Raw genomic sequence first — 18,250 nt, 5'->3', positions numbered from 1 at the left:
ACTGATTTTCTAGTTTAGAGCAGAAATACATTGTATCTTAAATGATATTTTAATACTTAATATCATAGGATTCTTCTTTTACTACATTTTTAAAGAATTTAAATTATGACAGTCAAAATGATCCCCAAAATGATACTAATGTCACTCAAAATGATACTAATGTCACTCAAAATGTCACTCAAAGACTAAATCCTGTTGATAGAATAAAACAAATTATTAGAATAATAGAAAATAATCCTGAAATAACAGCCAGTGATTTATCTAAGAAGTTCGATTTAACAGAAAGGACAATCAAACGAGATTTGAAAAAACTTACTGATGATAAATTAATTGAGTATGTTGGTAGTGCAAAAAATGGATATTGGAAAGTTATAAAATAGTATTTAGGGATTTGTATAATAAAAAAGACGATTGTGTAAGTGAAAGACAATCGTTTTTTTGTATGAGAAAAGTGAGAGGTTGGAGGTTGGAGGTTGGAGGTATTGTACGCATTTGAAAAATCAAATGCGAGATTCTTCGACTCAAAAATTTCTTCGAAATTTTTTTCGCTCAGAATGACAATATGAGGGAGAGAATTGTTATATTTCGACAACACTCCGTCACTGTCATCCTGAGGGAGCACAAGCGATTCGAAGGATCTCAAAAAGGCGAAAGCTTTTTTGTTTCATCTTTACTCGTGTCGAAGAGGTTGTCGCCTTCTGACACTTTTCTTCGAAAAGTGAAGTGAGATTGACATTTGACCTACAACGAAGACTTCGTCTTCTGTTAGGTCAAGAATGCTTCGACTTTAATTTTGTTTCAAAAAGTTTTCGTTCAGGATGACAGAGCGAGGTTATGGTCCCGAGAAGGTAATAAGGTCGGGTATGACGTGGGGAGAAAGACGAAGCAAGACGTTATATAAATATCAAAAAATCACAAAAATATGAAAAATTTGTAACAATTATAATCATGAATAATATTAAAAAAGGCGAAAAATTGTTAAAATCAAAGGTTTTCAAGGTTTATATATAAAAATATTAAGATAATAAAAATAGCAAATCATTAAAAATACAACAAAAATGAATAAAATTCCATTCTTTATGGAAAAAGATTCAAGAAATCCTGTATCTATCAGCAAAATAAAATTGATAAAGAGGGATTATATGGTATAATATCAAGGAAAGATATTTTTTTCTTATGAATAATAAATTTTACTCTTTAAATTAAAACTTATAGATTTATTCTAGAAAGTTTTATATCTGAGTTCTGAAATTTATTTTTGAAATGTGAAAAAACTATCTTTCATAAGGAAGAATGGTAAATTAAACAAAGGAAGTTTGTTATTTTAAAATCATTTTTTTATAATATCTAAAACTTGTGATAACTATGAGAATATACTTAGTATTTCTATACGAAATAAAATTTTCAGAACTAACTTAATAATCCATTCTTTAACACTTTAATAACGGTGGTCATGTAAAATGTTCAAAAGATTTGTTAAGAATAAATCATTTGGAGGTTTAACCCACCGTATAGTTTGTTATTATAGAAAGATTGTAATCCAAAAACAAAATCTTTCTATATTAATAAACTAAAAGACAGGTCACTGTCTTGAAATAAGGTTGGCGTCCTTTAATCGCCATGGAAGTCCAATCCATAAATGGACAAATAAAACAAGAAAGGAAATATTATGAAGAAAATCAGTGATAGTAGTTTAAAGAGAGTTTTATCTTTACTACTAGCAATCGTAATGATGATAGGCATTGTGCCTACAAATGCCTTTGCGGAAGTCGCTCCAGCCAATTGGAACGACGACAACCCAGAGGCTAGATACTGGCCAATTCCTAACCAAGGAAGATTGGTAAAAGTATCAAAAGCAGAAGTATTAAAAAATCCATCCATTAGGTACATTGGGGGATACACCAGACCAGACGGCAGAGAGGTAGTAAGGCTTGCCTTTTCATCATATCTTCACGCTACTTCCGGGGTTTGGAAAAGACTTGTTTTAAAACCGGACCACAATTTAAATCAATTGATAGACTGGTCAGAGTCTGGCATGGGTAAAAAGATGCCCGGACAATACCCTAACAACCATGACGGCTATGACTTTAACAATGAGTTTATAAAATTTGAATCTATGTCTTCCCAACAAGGTGGCTCAGGCAACTTACATGTAGTTAAACTAGGTTTAGACGGTACATTAACTACAAATCCACCACTACAATATGTTAACTTTGAAACGCCAATCGACCTAGTTCTTAAAGAAGGTCAAACAGTTAAGACGCTAACGACCAACCCTCTCATTCAGATGAGACTTATGGACGTTAAATATGAACAAATATATTCCACAACCATTGATGCAAATCAAGAAGTCCCATATTCTTCATACACTATGTCAACCTTCATACCAGTAAGGGTTGACCTAAAGCAAGGTATACTAAATTCTGACGTTGTCCGCAATGATTCAACTTCGTTTGAATCAGCATCTTCCTATATCAAGTATAACGAAGAAAAGGGATACATTGACGTATACACCAGGAGAACTCAAAGGGAATTAGGATCTTCGGCAGGTTCTGATAATTATGGCTTTATGCAAACCTTTGATGAAAGCTTTATAGATATCCTAAAACCACAAGATGAATCTAAAACAGTGGCTCAAATTTTTACTGCTGATACCAATGATAATATTATCAATGCAGATGTAGATAAGACAGTGGCAAAACCTGCCAACAGGATTGACTTCCCACTTGAGCAGATTGAAAGGAAGAATGGTGTTGGTATTTTAAAAGTGACCAACAATAGACCAAATGATACCTTCATGCCCACTGGTGTTAATGGAGACAGCTATGGAACCTCAACTGTTGTGAGGTACTTCATCGACAAAAACAAGTTAATAAAGAAGTTTGGCAGTGCAGATATCGTTTCCTATGAATTCTTCTCTACAGTCTTTGCTACTAATGAAACAGGCGTTGAAGAGTTCAAATCAGTTCCAAGAGATGAGGACATCAATCTTAAACGCGGGGATACCATAGATATCCGTTTTGACAGCAGACGTGATCTTGTGTCTTTAGGGACTTTTGACAGACAAGGTTCTTTTATCCAAATTGGCGACGACCAATACAAAATAAGCATTAGAACGACTAGTGATAAGACAAGTTACACAGGTGGATTAATCCTTTCGGGTCCAAACTATATGCGTAAGATGACTGTACGGGTTCCTTTTGACATCAAGATTAAAAAGGATACCCCTTTGACAATCTTCTCAAGAAAGACAAAGTTACAAGAAGTATCACCAGGTATGACGGTTACATTTAACTATTCAGACGTGGATGTTTCTGGTAGGACAATTAAAAAAGACAAGACCTTCAGATTTGAAAGACCTCTTGTAGATGGCTACACCAGAAACGAAAAAGGCGAAATCTTTAAAGATGGCAAGAAGATAAATAAGCCAACACAAGCATTATTTATAGACAACCACGACCCACTTATGATGGCACGTCAAGAAAACTTCGGCGGCGGTATCCTAACAAAGACTGTTGACGTACCGGACGTTGATGAAACATTTACAGACACTACATTCTTATCAGGTCGTTCAAAATACGACCGTGTAAATGTATATGTATATAAAGGTAAGAACCAAGAAACGAATAAGGCAGAAAACAGAATTGCAACTATCGAAGCCAGCGACCAAAAGGTCAAGATGAATGTCAACGGCGACGATGTAGAAGGCTTCCAATGGGCATCAAATGAAAAATTCGATGCTACAGAAGGAGCAGACAACTCTGCCTATGTAGATCCAAAAGTTTGGGCAAAGAAAGACACCGGTATTTACTTTACAAACCAAGACGTACTACAAAACGCACTTGAAAATGACTTCCCAGTTGTTGAACAAATCCAAGCCAAGGTAGCATTCGACCTAAACGGCGGTAAACTTCCTAAGAACGTTGTGTCCTACCAAGGTATTGACTCATCTAAGTTACTCGGTACAGAATTTGCCTACGACTTAAACAGAAACTCAGAAACAGAAAAAGTTACAAGAATTGCTCCCCTTAATAATAAAATAAGAGGACAAGAAGGATATAAAGAATCAGGTTTCACAGGCGACAATGTAAACTACAAAGACCACAACGGTGGCGACTTAGCTGGTGACGCTCTAGAATTAAGAAAGATGCCGGCAACAGACGCATTAGTATCACCAGACCCAGAACTAGAATTCCTAGGCTGGACAACTCAAAAGATGTCTGGCGATGCGACTAATGAATTTATTAAACTTAAAGAGGCGACGACTGTTGATCAAGTGAAGAACAATCAAAACTATATCTTTACAGACAAGACGCCCTTCGATAGCAACTTAACAGTTTACGCTGCTTACGGTAAGCCCCTCGTTAAACTAGTTCTTCATAGAAATATGAATGAAAATGACACTGCTACTGAAGAAATTATCCTAAAGGACACAGATTTCAACAGTGGCAAGGCAGTAAACATTCCAAGAATGTACTACAACACGAACAGTGTTGCAAACGGAGACTTTATTGCAAGCTTCAACAAAGACAACTTCCAAGAAGATTTCTTAAAGGAAAACACTTTTGTTGGCTGGATGCTTCCAAACCAAGAAAACAATGGTTACAAGGAAGAAAAAACTTATCCGGCAGGAGCTCTTCTAGAAAACAATGGCTATACTGAGCAAGAAAGAAATGATAAGGCAATCAATCTTACTGACTTATCTCCAACTAAGGCTTTACCTAATACCTATGGACTAAAGCTAAACAAGTCTTTTGAAGACTTTGTAAAAAATGATGGAAGAGTAATTCATCTATACGCTTCCTATAGACCATTCTATAAAGTAAACCTTAACAAGCAATTTAAGAAATCTACTGAGTCAGGTTACCAAGACCTTACACAAGAAGAGAAAGACGCTAAAATGCACGATGTTAAGTTCGGTCTACTATACAGAACAGCAGTAACAAACTGGAACGACCCGACTGTCCTTCAAGCAGCGAACTACTACACTTTAAATCCGGCAAACTTAAAAGATCAAGAAATCTTAAAGTTATGGGAAAAAGATAAGCAAAACACCCTAACTTGGTCTGTACCGGGTTATGACATCCTAGGACAAAGAATTTCCTATATCGGTGTTGAAGTACCTGTGGGAGAAGAAGCAACCTATGCACAACACAAGGGAGCAGACGACTGGTCAACTCTAGGTATCAATGTATATATGAGAATTCCAGAAGGTGGCGGAAATGCCATCCAAGATAAGGACGCACCTTTTGACCCAATGAATACACTTGTAAAATTAAGTAAGTCTCAATCAGTATCTATTAAAAAACCTGGTTCAAAGGATGTAGACGCCTTTACAGCAGCAACATCAAGAAAACCACTAGGTGTAGATACATCAGTTCAAGGCAAAAAGGACGCTCAACTTGGTCCTAATGAAATTGCTCAAATTACTGGTTATGAAATAACAGTTACTAACATCCCAGTAGATGTAGAAACACCTAAGTTTAAAGGTAATATCTACGACGGCGAAAAAATAGCTACTATTTATAAACCAAAAGATGATGCAATCAACAAACTTGTAGTAAACTTTACAATGCAAGGTCAAAAACTTGAACAAACATTTATTAAGGATACGACTAAAGTAGACACTTGGACATCAGCAACATCAAATGGCAACTCTGCTTTTAGAATAGTTACAGATAAAGACGGCGACGTTGTAATCGAGCTAGAAAACAAAACGATTAGCTACAAAGCCGGAGATGTTATTACAGCTCAATTCTTTAAGGGAGAAGTACCTTCTAAAATAGCTACAAACACTGTTCAAGCAAAGGTTGACGCTAATAAGATAACAGATATTGAACAAGTTCCATTTGATAGAGATAGAACAGAGGAACCAAAAACGGTTAAGATTAAGGTAACCATCCCTAACCCAACTCCAAATGCTCCAGGAGCAGGATCAAAATTCACGCCAGGTACAATAGACGCAAGTGGAACATTCACTCCACTTCCAGGAGTAGACCCAATAGTTACTGGCGAAAACCTAAAACCAGGTGAACATGCTATCCTTGAAATACCAAGAGATAAGATAAAACATGGCGACAAGATTTACTTTAAGTCCGAAGAAGGACGTAGTAAATATGATATGATTCCAGGCGCAAACGCTGATCAAAAAGGCTTTGGCCATGTAGAGATTGACTTAGAAGGCCCGGTTATTAAAGATGCACTTCTAAAGGACGACTACTTCAGAATGTTTGCCAACCTATCAGCCACTTTAAGTGAAGTTCCGGAAGGCAATGCTGTGAAGATCATCATTGGAGACAGGGAACAAACTTTCAGAACCAAGTCTGAAGCTATCGACTACTTTAGAGCAGTTGAAAGACAAACTGAACTTAAAGATATGCCAAAGGTTAAGATTATAGCTTTCGACGCTTTCAATAACAAGACTGAAGCGATAGTAAAATATGAAAGAGAAGAAGCTATAGAAGCTTGGCTAAATCATGTTGCTGTTGGCGATAAAAAGCTAAATGTAAAATCAAATACAGGAGCTAAAATAGACATCCAAATCAAAAGAAGAGGAAAACTAGTAGCGAGTGCAACTGTTCAATCTGCAACAGGAGACTTTGAAGACGTAAACCTTGAATCTAATGGCTCAGCTTATAAGCTAAAGAGAGGAGATCTCATTATAATTGAAGCAACTAAAGGCGAAGCCAGAGCAAACAAATTAATAAGATTTGTAAGATAAACTAAATGATTTATAATATAGAGGGAGCTATCCCTCTGTATTATGAATATAAAATTACTAAAAGGAGAATTTATGAAGTTTAATAAGCGAATACTATCCTTTATTTTAGCTTTTGCTATGATGCTTTCTCATTTAACACCAGTGCTTGCTAAGACCAGCATAGAAAATGAGAAAAACGTAACAAAAGCTCAAGAAATTCAAATAGGGGATAATGTCTATTACATTTTTAGTAAAGACAAAAACGCAAAAGGTGATTTAATAAAATCACAAGAAAAAAACGAAAAAAAGACAGAAGCAATCCAAAGATCTGATGGACTAGATATATCAGACAATCTATTTGGTAGACCGGTAGGAGCAGGCCGACCTGCATCTTATACTCTTAACATTAAGGGTACTAACTTTAAAGGAGTAGGTGGAAAGACCTTTGACTGGGCTACTCTACCGGAAGGGCTTGAACTACAAGTCTTCTATATCGATGAAGAAGGCTTTGATTACAACGTAGGCAATCCTATTACCATCAATGAGTCAAATTATCAAGAAGTGATTACAAGGACCTTTGATATAGCTGGACAGCCATATGCCTTTGGTATGAAAACCAATGTGGATACGGAAACTTATTTGACGGATGCCTATCTAACAAATGAGAAAGCACCAGATCCATGGGCAGCAAGTCTAAATATGACCTTTGACTTAGTTCAAGTTCCATCTACTAAAGTAGATGTTAAATGGGTGGATGTAAACCAACAACCACTAGCTAGGGAAAATACGCCGGCAACAAGCTTAAAGGACATTCTTACTTTCAACTTTATCGAAGGAAAGAAATTTGATTTACCAAACCAAGACAAGGTAGATTCTTACTTTAGATTAAACAACAAAATTGGAAGAGAAGAAGTTAAAGATATCAAGGGTGCAACAGCACTTGTTGATGGCAAGAAAGACGGCGAAGAAGTAACTCTAGATGGCAAGACATATAAGCTAGGAATTTCTTACAGTCCTGCTTATAATATAGGGTCAAAAATCACGCTTATTTACATGAGTACAGCAGATAAAATCACTGCAGCAAACCTAAAAGCAGTCGATACAACAGCCCTACAAGGCCAAGATTTCCCAGAGAAGTTCTGGAATGATGGTGTTGCACTTGCAGACAATGTAGATGCAGCCAAGAAAACAGAATATGAAGCACTTCTTAAAGATGCAACAGTTACTGATATAACTAATCCTGCAAGAACAACTGCAGAAGCGGGAGATAAAGTAGGTACACTACTTGTAACCTTCAAAGACGGTTCTAAATTAGAAGTTCAAAATCAAAAACTTATTGTAAAACCAAATACGGTTACAGTAGCTTTTGATAAGGCTCAAGGTAAAGAGCACCCTCTAAGAGATGGAGATACAACAGTAAAGGGTAAGATCACAGCATCTTCCAATTCTGATAAATTCCCAGTAAGCTTAGACGGCGCTGTAGTAACTATTAAAAAAGGTGACACAGTTTTAACTAGAACACTTGCTAACGCAGATGGATCCTTTGTAGCTGGGGTAAAAGACCCACTTATTGCAGGGGAAGACATCAGCGTAGTAGTAACCTTACCTGAATCCAAGACAGCTTCAGCACCTGTTACTGAAAAAGTACAACTAAATCCTGATAAGCTTAACTCAATCATTCCAACAGGAAAAGAAGTATTTAAGCACTTTGACGGTAAAAAGGGCGTTAACCAAGATTTAGTAAAGGCTTTAAAAGCTGCTCTTGATGAAGCTGATAAGCTAGTTGACGATAAAGGAAAGGTTAAATCAACTGTAAAAGTTAGCTCAACTGGACAAAAATCGCTAGACGATCAATACGAAGCTATCAAAAAAGCTATCGAAGCTTTAACAGGGAACTCTGCACCTAAAATTGGAGGTACTACAAGCCACAAAGAAATCTTTAAAGGCGATGCACTTAACTTAGAAGACGGCATCAAAGTTACAGATGCTGATGGCGAAACAGATATTGATCTTCAAGGTGGAAAAAAATTCACTTATAAAGTTGAAAAGATTGAGTCAGACAAGAGAACAGAAATAACTAAAGAAAATATTGCAAAGATCAATGAAACACCAGGAACTTACGAAGTTGTTTACACTGCAAAAGATAAATCTGGAGCAAAAGGCACCTTCACAATGACTCTAGTTGTTAAGGACATTGTTTACACTAAAATTGCTGTAACAACTGACCCAACAACTACTAAGTACCTTGTAAAAGATAAGGATACAAAAGCAACTGTTGACTACACAGGAACAGTAGTAACCCTTACAAAAAATAACGGTGAAACAGAAGAAGCGACTTACGATAAGGCAACAGGCAAGTTCAAAATCGGCGAAAAAGCTATCGATGAACTTACAATTGCACCAAAAGAAGTAGCTGTTGCAGACTCACCAGCAGTTGTAACTGCAACATACAAGGCAGGCAATACAAAATTAACAGCCAATGCAGGAAAGAACATCATCGTTCAAATCGACAGCGATGGCAACGGCAAAGCAGACAGCGAAGAAAATTTTGACATTACAAAAGCTAAATCAATGGAAGTTACAAATCAACCAACCCTTAACTATGAACTTGACTACAAGACTGGCAAGGCGACACTTGATTTGAAACCACTTGTTGTAAAAGTTACAGACAGCCTAGGTAATTTCAAATACTTTGGCTATGACGAAATCAAGAGCGATAACAAATTTGCCCTAGCACTAGGAACAGATGCTTTTGATAAGACTACAGCAAAAGAATTAACAACAGCTGACAACGATAAAAAAGTTAAAGTTACTTTAACTTACAAGGCTAAGACAGAAACAGAAGCTGCAAAAACTTTAAATGCAGAAACATCTGCAATTAAAGTAGAAGACAATCGTCCTAACGTTATTGAAAATCCAACACCGGGCGAAAAACGCGAAGGATACGTAACAGTATTATTCAACGCTGGCAAAAACGGCGGACTAAAGGGAGTTAATACCTTCCTTGTTAAGAAGGACACTGCAAGCTCTGAAGTTAAGGTACCGAAAATCGTACCAGCAGCAGGCTACAAAGTTAAAGCAGCTAATGGCGGATGGGATAAGGCTATTCCAGCGAAATTTACTGAAGACTTTACAGCAACTGCCCAATACGAAGAAGATGTCGCAACATCCGAAACACCAAAAGACGGTTACACACCAATTACTTTTGACGCTTTAGATAAAGGTAAGATTGGCGACGCAAGAACAAAGACTATCTATGTTAACCCAGCTATGGAAATTAAATTAGCTGATCAAGCACCACAAGTTACTGCCAACACTGGTTACAGCTTCAAGGCTTGGGACCCAGCCATAGATACTGCAAAGAAATACACTAAGGAAGAAAGAATTCTCGCAACTTATAACAGTGATGAATTAATTTCTGATAAGGAAAAGGCAGGCTACATCAAAGTTACCTTTGATCAAGGAAAACACGGTAAATTTAATGTAACCGATCCTGCACAAAAAACAGATTATTGGGTAAAACCTGGCACCATTGTAGACCTAAGGGAAAAAGCACCAAAGCTAACAGCTGACGCAGGATACATCCACACAGGATGGAGCCAAGACTTAGTTGTAAACTTCAAGGCTGACGCAGGCGACCAAACAATTACAGCCCAATACGGACTAGATTCCGATTATTCAACAACAGAAAAAGCTGGCTACACTAAGATTACTTTTGATAAGGGATCCAATGGTGAATTTGCAAAGGACGCAAAGACAGAACTTTGGGTAAACCCTGCAAAAGAATTGACATTACCAGCACCGGGCATCGTTCCACATCCAGGCTACTCACACACAGGCTGGACAAAGGACAATGCAGCTGTTGAATTAAACACACCAGCAAAATACACTAAAGCAACAACTATTACGGCGGCTTATGAATCAGACATTTCTGAAACAAAAAAAGATGGCTTTGTAAAAGTATCTTTTGATGCAGGTAAGAATGGTACAATTGCCGACAATGTTAAGAAAGACTTCTGGGTAAATCCAAATAAGAAGGTAGACTTAACAGACAAGGCACCAGCAGTTACACCAAAATCTGGCTACCTATTTATTAAATGGGACCACAAGCTTGTTGACACATTTAATAAAGCAACAACAATAAAGGCAACTTACGCATCAGCTGGAGATATTAAGACGGAACAAACCGACGGCTTTACAAAAGTTACCTTTGACGCTGGTGAAAATGGTAAATTCGCTGAAGGTACACAAGTAACTTACTGGGTAAATCCTGCTAAGGAATTAGTATTGCCTGAACCACGTGTCATCCCTAATAAGGGCTTTGAACACACAGGTTGGGATCCTGCTCTTACACCAGCTAAGAAGTATGAGCAAGAAACAACTATTAAGGCAACTTATAAGCAAGAAATTTCTACAACAGAAGTTGACGGCCACCAAGAAATTAAATTCTTGGCAGGCGATGACGGAACATTTGCTGATGGTAAAAAAGAAATTTCAATTTGGGTAAAACCAGATACACTTGTTGACTTAAGAAAATCTGCCCCAGAAGTTACAGTAACAACCGAAGGCAAGACCTTCACTGGTTGGGACAAAGACTTAGTTGGCAGCTTTGCAAAATCAGACCAAGCGACAGTAATTAAAGCTAAATACGCAGGCTCAACATCTGAAACACCTGTACCTGGCTGGACTGAAATCACATTTAAGTCAGGAGAGCACGGAAACTTTGGAACCCTAAACAAGACACCAATCGTTGAAAAGAAACTATGGGTTGATCCAAAGGCAGATGTAAAATTATCTGACAAGGCACCAAAGACTATTGATGACAAGAACTGGTCATTTGATAAGTGGATGGACGGCGAAAATGCAGCCACTGAATTAGATGTTGCTGGCAAATATACGGAAGCAAAAACCTATACTGCTTCTTATAAGTCAGATATATCTACTACACCACAAGAAGGTTTCGTAAAAGTAACTTTCGCTCCAGGAACAGACGGTACTTTCGACCAAGGTGCAACAACTGAAACTTATGTAAGGGCAAATAAAGAAGTTGATATCAAAGATAAAGCACCTAAGGTAACACCTAAGAGTGGCTTATCACACAAGGGTTGGGCAATTGATAATGCTCCTGCTGACCTAACAAAAATTAAGGTAAGCACAGACACAACTATAACAGCCCAATACACAAAGGCAGTTTCTGACAAGCCAGTTGAAGGTTGGACAAGACTACAATTCAACTCAGGAGATCACGGACGCTTTGTTCAAGATGCAATCACAGTTAAGTGGGTTGACCCTGAAGTAAAACTTACACTAAAAGAAATTGCTCCGGGAATCACTCCAGATAAGAACTACAGACTATCAGCATGGAACGATGGAAGCGCTGATGTAGATTTAGAAACAGAAAAATTATTCGCTGCACCAGCAACATTTACAGCAAAATACGAAAAAATTTCTTCTGATTCTGAAATCCCAGGTTTCACTAAGATTACCTTTAAGTCTGGTGAACACGGAAACTTCGGTACAAAAGAAAATAGTCCAGTAACAGTAAAAGATATTTGGGTAAATCCAAAATCAGAAGTTAAATTATCAGAAATCGCACCAGAACTCGTAATTGAAACTAACTGGTCCTTTGACAAGTGGATGGACGGACAAGCTGCCGCTGATATGAACACAGCTCAAACATACACTGCAGAAAAAACTTTAACTGCAACCTATGAATCAGACTTTTCTGATGTTGCTAAAGAAGGTTTTGTAAAAGTTGAGTTCTTAGCAGGCGACCATGGTAAATTTGAACAAGTTAATGGCCAAGACCAAGTAACAACAATCTATGTAAGAAAAGATAAAGAAATAGACATTACAGTCAAAGAACCAAAGGTTACTCCTGACAATGGCTACTACTTTACAGGTTGGGATAAACCATTACAAAAAGTTTATACAGCAGACACAACTCACACTGGTAAAAACGAAAAGGCAATCGCAACTGAAGCAGTAGACGGCTGGACACAAATCACTTTCAACGCAGGTGACAAGGGTCTATTTAAGCCAGATGCAAAAACTGTTATTTGGGTAAAACCAAATACAAAGGTTGCACTAAAGGACCAAGTACCGGGCCTTGAAATCCAAAAAGGCTACTCATGTATCGGTTGGAAGAAAGATGCTGAAACAAATATAACAGACTTAACAGTTCCAGCAACTTATGACAAGTCAACCACCTTTACAGCTGCCTATGAATCAGATTTCTCTAAAGGACAAAAAGATGGCTTTATTGAAATTAAATTCGAAGCAGGAGCAAATGGTAACTTTGGTAAGACAACTGGCACAAGCTCAACAGAAGTCAAAGACTACTCTCTATGGGTAAGACCAGACAAAGAAGTTGACCTAACAGACCAAGCACCAGAAGTTACTCCACATGTTGGCTGGAAGGCAAACGGCTGGGATAAGGAAATAACAAAGGTTACTGTTAATGCTCAAACTGTAGAAGCAAACAGAACTTTCACAGCCCAGTATCTAAAAGATGATGATGTTTCAGATACAAAGAAAGAAGGTTATATAGAAATAACATTCAATGCAGGCGACCACGGAACTTTCCCTAACGATGCAAAGACTGTTAAATATGTAAACCCAGATTCTGAAATTGCATTAAGCACAATAGCACCTACTGTAAATCCGGCTATAAACTATTCATTTAAGGCGTGGAACAACGGTACTGCAGATGTAGCATTAGATGCAAAAATAAAATACACTCAAACAACAAACTATAAGGCAACTTACGAATCAGATATTTCCGATACAGCTAAAGAAGGCTTTGTAGAAGTTAAATTTGCTGCAGGAACTGACGGAGAATTTAAACAAGTAAATGGAGTAGACCAAAAAACTACTTTCTATGTAAAGAAAGATAAATTAGTCGACCTTACAGATGTGGCTCCAACAGTTACAGGCAAAGACAAGAAAACTTTCACAGGTTGGGACAGTGACCTTAAGAGAACATTTACTGACGCAACAACAACTATAAACGCTAAGTACACTGAATCAATCTCTGACAAGTATGTAAAAGGATGGACTGAAATCACATTCATGGCAGGTGAACACGGTAACTTCGGTAAAGATGGCACTACTCCAGTAGTAGTAAAGAAACTTTGGGTTGATCCAAAAGCTCAAGTTGCTCTAAATGAAAAAGCACCGAAAGTTACACCTTACACCAACTGGTTATTTGACAAGTGGATGGATGGAAGTGAAGAAGCAAAACTTTCAACACCTGCAATGTACACTGACAAAAAGACATTTACAGCAAATTACAAATCAGTATTTTCTGACAAGAAAGAAGACGATAATGTTCTAATCACATTTAAGCCGGGAGATAACGGTAGATTTGCAAACGGAGCCAAGACAACAACCTATGTTGCTAAGGGCGTAGAAGTCGATTTAACAGAAAAAGCACCAGTTGTTATTCCAAACCAAAACTATGGACACAAGGGTTGGGATCCAGCACTAAAGGGCACATTCACTCAATCAACTGATATTACAGCCCAATATGAAAAGGGAACCTTCAAGGCCGATGAACTCACATCTATAGATGTATTTGGACCAACAAAACTTTCTTATGCAGAAGGACAACAACTTGACCTAGCAGGATTAAAGATTGTTGTAAAAGATAAGGCGGGCATCCAAGAAACTTATGTAGGAGCTAAAGCCATTACAGATGCAGGATTTACAATTACACCTGCAAATGAAACTGCTTTGACAATCAAAGACCACGACAAACAACCTATTATGGTAAGCAAGGAAATAACAGTAGGTCAAGATAAGAAGACTATCGAAGGAAAAACAGTTTCAACATTATCAGTTTCTATGAACAAATCAGCAGATCCAACTGACGTTCTTGCAAGAAACTTAGGAAAAGATCCACAAAAGACAACAGTAACAGGTAAAGCACCTGAAGGATCAATAATAAAAGTTACTGATATCGACGGCAAGGACTTAACAGATGGTACTGAGATTAAGGCAGACTCAAAGGGTGAATTTACAATAACTCTTAAAGACAAATTAGCACCTGGTACACCTGTAAAGGTAACTTCAACAGAACCAGGCAAGACAGAATCTTCACCAGTGGTTAAACAAGTCTTTGAAGATATAAACTCAGACGGCACTGATGATGAAAAACAAAAATCAGCTATGCCAACTGATGTTAAGGCAATGAACCAAAACAAGGTTGAAAATGGCAAAGTAACAGATAAAGCTAAGACAACCACAACAGTAACAGGTAAGGCAAAAGCTGATGCAGAAATCAAGATTTACAATGTAAATGGCGATGACATCACACCGGCAGGCGGCGTAAAGGCAGACCCAACTACAGGAGAATTTACTGCAGAAGTTACAAGACAAGCTGATAATGCAGTTATAAAAGTAACAGCTAAAGAAGCTGACAAGGCATTGCCATCAGACCCAGCACTAGCTTCAGTTATAAAAGACGCTGATAATGACGGAATAGCAGACTTATATGAAACCACAACCATCACATCAGTAATTGCTAGAAATATTGGTACCGGTGACACAACACCTAAGAAAGCAGCAACTTTCACAACAATTGAAGGTGTGGCAGAACCAGGTTCAAAAGTAACAATTAAGTTCCAAAACAAGGGACAAGAAGTTGTTAAGACAGTTGACGCTAATGCTGATACTGGTGCTTATAAGCTTGAACTAAACAACCCAGCTATACTACTAGACGCAGACACAGTAGTTAAAGCACAAGCTAAATATGGCAACAAGAAACCATCAGGCGAAATCAAAACAAAAGTATTTGATGATCTTGATGCCGATGGCAAAGCAGATGATCCAACTGCAAACAAAACAGAAAGACCATCAGCTCTTGCATATAACTTTAAAGACGAAGCTAAAACTACAATCAAAGGTGAAGCCGAACCAGGAGCAAAAGTTATAGCAAAAGTTGGTAATATTGAAGTAGGAAACGCAACAGCTAATTCTGATGGAAATTACGAAATCAGTGCTACAAAAGATGGTGCAAAACTTCCGAAGGGAACAAAAGTAAGCGTAACAGCAACACTAGCACCTAAGGGAACATCACCAGCGCAAGAAACAGTAGTATATGATGACCTTGACGGCGATAACCAACCAGACACTTCACAAGCCTTTGATAAAGATAAGATTAGAGGACTTGAAGTAGTGGCATCACCAAATAAGACGGTTTACAACAACAAGGAACACCTAAATCTTGCAGGCATGAAAGTTCTACTAACAGACCAAATGGGCAACAAGAAAATTGTTGAGTTTGCAAAATTTGAAGAATATGGAATTAAAGTAAGTCCATTAAACAACATCGAACTTTCAGACAAGGATGTAGCAGACGGTGGTAACAACGGTCAAAAGATTAAGGCTGAAGTTAAAGTAGCAGTTGGAAACAGTGAAATAACTTATCCAGGGGAAACACCAACAGCCCTTGAAGTTAATAAGGACCAAACTGCAAAACCTACAGATGTAACTGCAGCTAACCAAGGTGCTGACTCTGTTACAAAAGTAAGATTTAAAGCAGCTAAAGGCGCAATAATTAAGATTTACAAAGCAGACGATACAAATAAAGCAAATCTTATTGACGGCACACCTGTAGCTGGAACTGATAAAGACGCTGGATATTTAATCGCAACATTAAAAGAAAAACTTCCAGAAGGAACTTTAATCGAAATCACTGCTCAAGAAACTGGTAAGAAAGAATCTTCACCAGAACAAGCAAGAGTAATTAGAGATAAGAACTCAAATTGGGAAGGTGGAAAGACAATTAAACTTTCTACTCCAGTAATTTCTCAAATAAGAGAAAAGGACAAGAATGTAACAATTAATGCTCCAAAGGCAGAAGACAAGATTAAAACAATCGAGGTTACTGACGGAGCAAAAACTGTAACACTTGTAAAAGATACAGCAGCTAAAACTTGGAAGGTTAAAGATTCTAAGCCAGAAGTTAAAGTTACTGAAAAAGATGGTAAGATTGAAATTCCTGTTGATGGCAAGCTTACACTAAAAGCAGGAGAATTAATCAAAGTAACATTTAAAGATGGCGAAGACCCAGCTAACGAAGCATTTGACAAGACAGTTGTTAAAAAAGCAAGTCAAAAACCAATAGTTGACCCGGTTTATACTGGTGAAAAAGAAGTTAAGATTGTAGACCCAACATTAGCAGACGAAACAGCAACAACTATTAAGGTTAAAGTCAATGAAAATGATTCATTAACCATCGAAAAACAAGCCGACAACACTTGGAAGATAAAAGAAAAACCAAGTACTAAGGTTGAGGTTGAAGATGGTAAGATTGTAGTACCACTTGATCCGAAAGCTGCTAAAGGTGATAAGATAATAGTAACTACAATTAATGATTCAAAAGTTGAGTCAGATCCAACAGAAGTTGAAGTTGTAGATAAAGTGTTAACTAAAAAACCTGAAATAAAAGAGGCAACTAAAGACACTAACTTTGTAACAGGTACAGCAGAAAAGAATGCAGATATAGTTGTTAAAGTTACAAAGAAAGATGGAACATCAAGTGAATTTAGAGGTAAGGCTGACGGAGATGGAAACTTCAAAGTAACTACAGACAAACTAGTAGACGGAGATAAGGTAGTTGCAACAGCATCAGAACCAGGTAAAGCTGACAACACATCCGATGAAAAGATAGTTGGTGTTGATACATCTAAGCTAAAAGAATCAATTGATAAAGCGGATCCAATTGCAGGCGAAAAAGATAAAGATACTGGCAAGTATAAGAATCTTGATGAAAACAAGCCAATCGACAAGGAATTAAAAGAAGCTTTAGATAAGGCTAAAGATGTTAAGGACAAAGGCGATAAAAATGATTCAACTATTGATCAAGGCAAAGTTGACGATGCTAAGAAAGAATTAGACAAGGCAATTGCACAAAAAGAAGCTGATAAAGCAGTTGATAAAGCTAAGGACAATCCAACACCTGAAAATATTAAGGATGCACAAGATAAGATTGATGCAATACCAGGAAGTAAAGATCCGAAAGCTGATGATTACAATCCTATCAAGAAAGAACTTCAAGATAAACTTGATTTAATTAAGATTATTAAAGAAGCAGAAGAAGAAACCAAGAAAGATGGTTACAAGGATAAACCAGGTAAGGATAGAAGAGAGCTAGAAAAAGCTATCAAAGAAGGTAAAGAAAATCTAAAAAATAATACTAAGATTACTGAATCTACTACTAAAATTGAAAAAGCCTTAGAAAAAATAAGGAAAGAAACTTTAAAAGTAAGTATAAACGATCCTAAAGTTGGTGATCAAAGTATAACTATTAGAACTTACCCAAGTCTTTGCGATGTAGAAGTATTTATTAATAAAGTTTCTATGGGCAAGATAAAAACAAATGGATTTGGAACATATAGCTTTACGTTAGACGAACCAATTAACTCAGGTACCACTATTGAATTAAAGGCCCATAAAGATGGGTACAATGACAATAGTTATTGGACAAAAGTAAAATAATAGAGTATTACAGGGAAGGCAAGAGCCTTTCCTGTAATAAAACTTAAA

The 18,250-nt window shown here is 37.2% G+C and carries 3 protein-coding genes; all 3 read left to right on the top strand.

Annotated elements, in window-relative coordinates; translation table 11 throughout:
- Window positions 1–203: 203 nt before the first annotated feature.
- On the top strand, window positions 204–380 hold the full coding sequence (locus WKS98_RS07635; RefSeq protein ID WP_498918261.1) for an HTH domain-containing protein: 177 nt from the start codon (window positions 204–206) through the stop codon (window positions 378–380).
- A 1,289-nt stretch (window positions 381–1,669) separates the two neighbouring features.
- On the top strand, window positions 1,670–6,721 hold the full coding sequence (locus WKS98_RS07630; protein WP_498918255.1) for a hypothetical protein: 5,052 nt from the start codon (window positions 1,670–1,672) through the stop codon (window positions 6,719–6,721).
- A gap of 72 nt (window positions 6,722–6,793) precedes the next feature.
- Window positions 6,794–18,202, top strand: a complete 11,409-nt coding sequence (locus tag WKS98_RS07625) for an Ig-like domain-containing protein (protein ID WP_498918253.1) — start codon at window positions 6,794–6,796, stop codon at window positions 18,200–18,202.
- The last annotated feature ends 48 nt before the right edge of the window (window positions 18,203–18,250 follow it).

It is taken from the genome of Lagierella sp. ICN-221743, from assembly GCF_037890055.1.
Lineage (GTDB): Bacteria > Bacillota > Clostridia > Tissierellales > Peptoniphilaceae > Mediannikoviicoccus.
The sequence above is the reverse complement of the archived record's forward strand: the minus strand, read 5'-3'. Positions and strand labels throughout refer to the sequence as shown.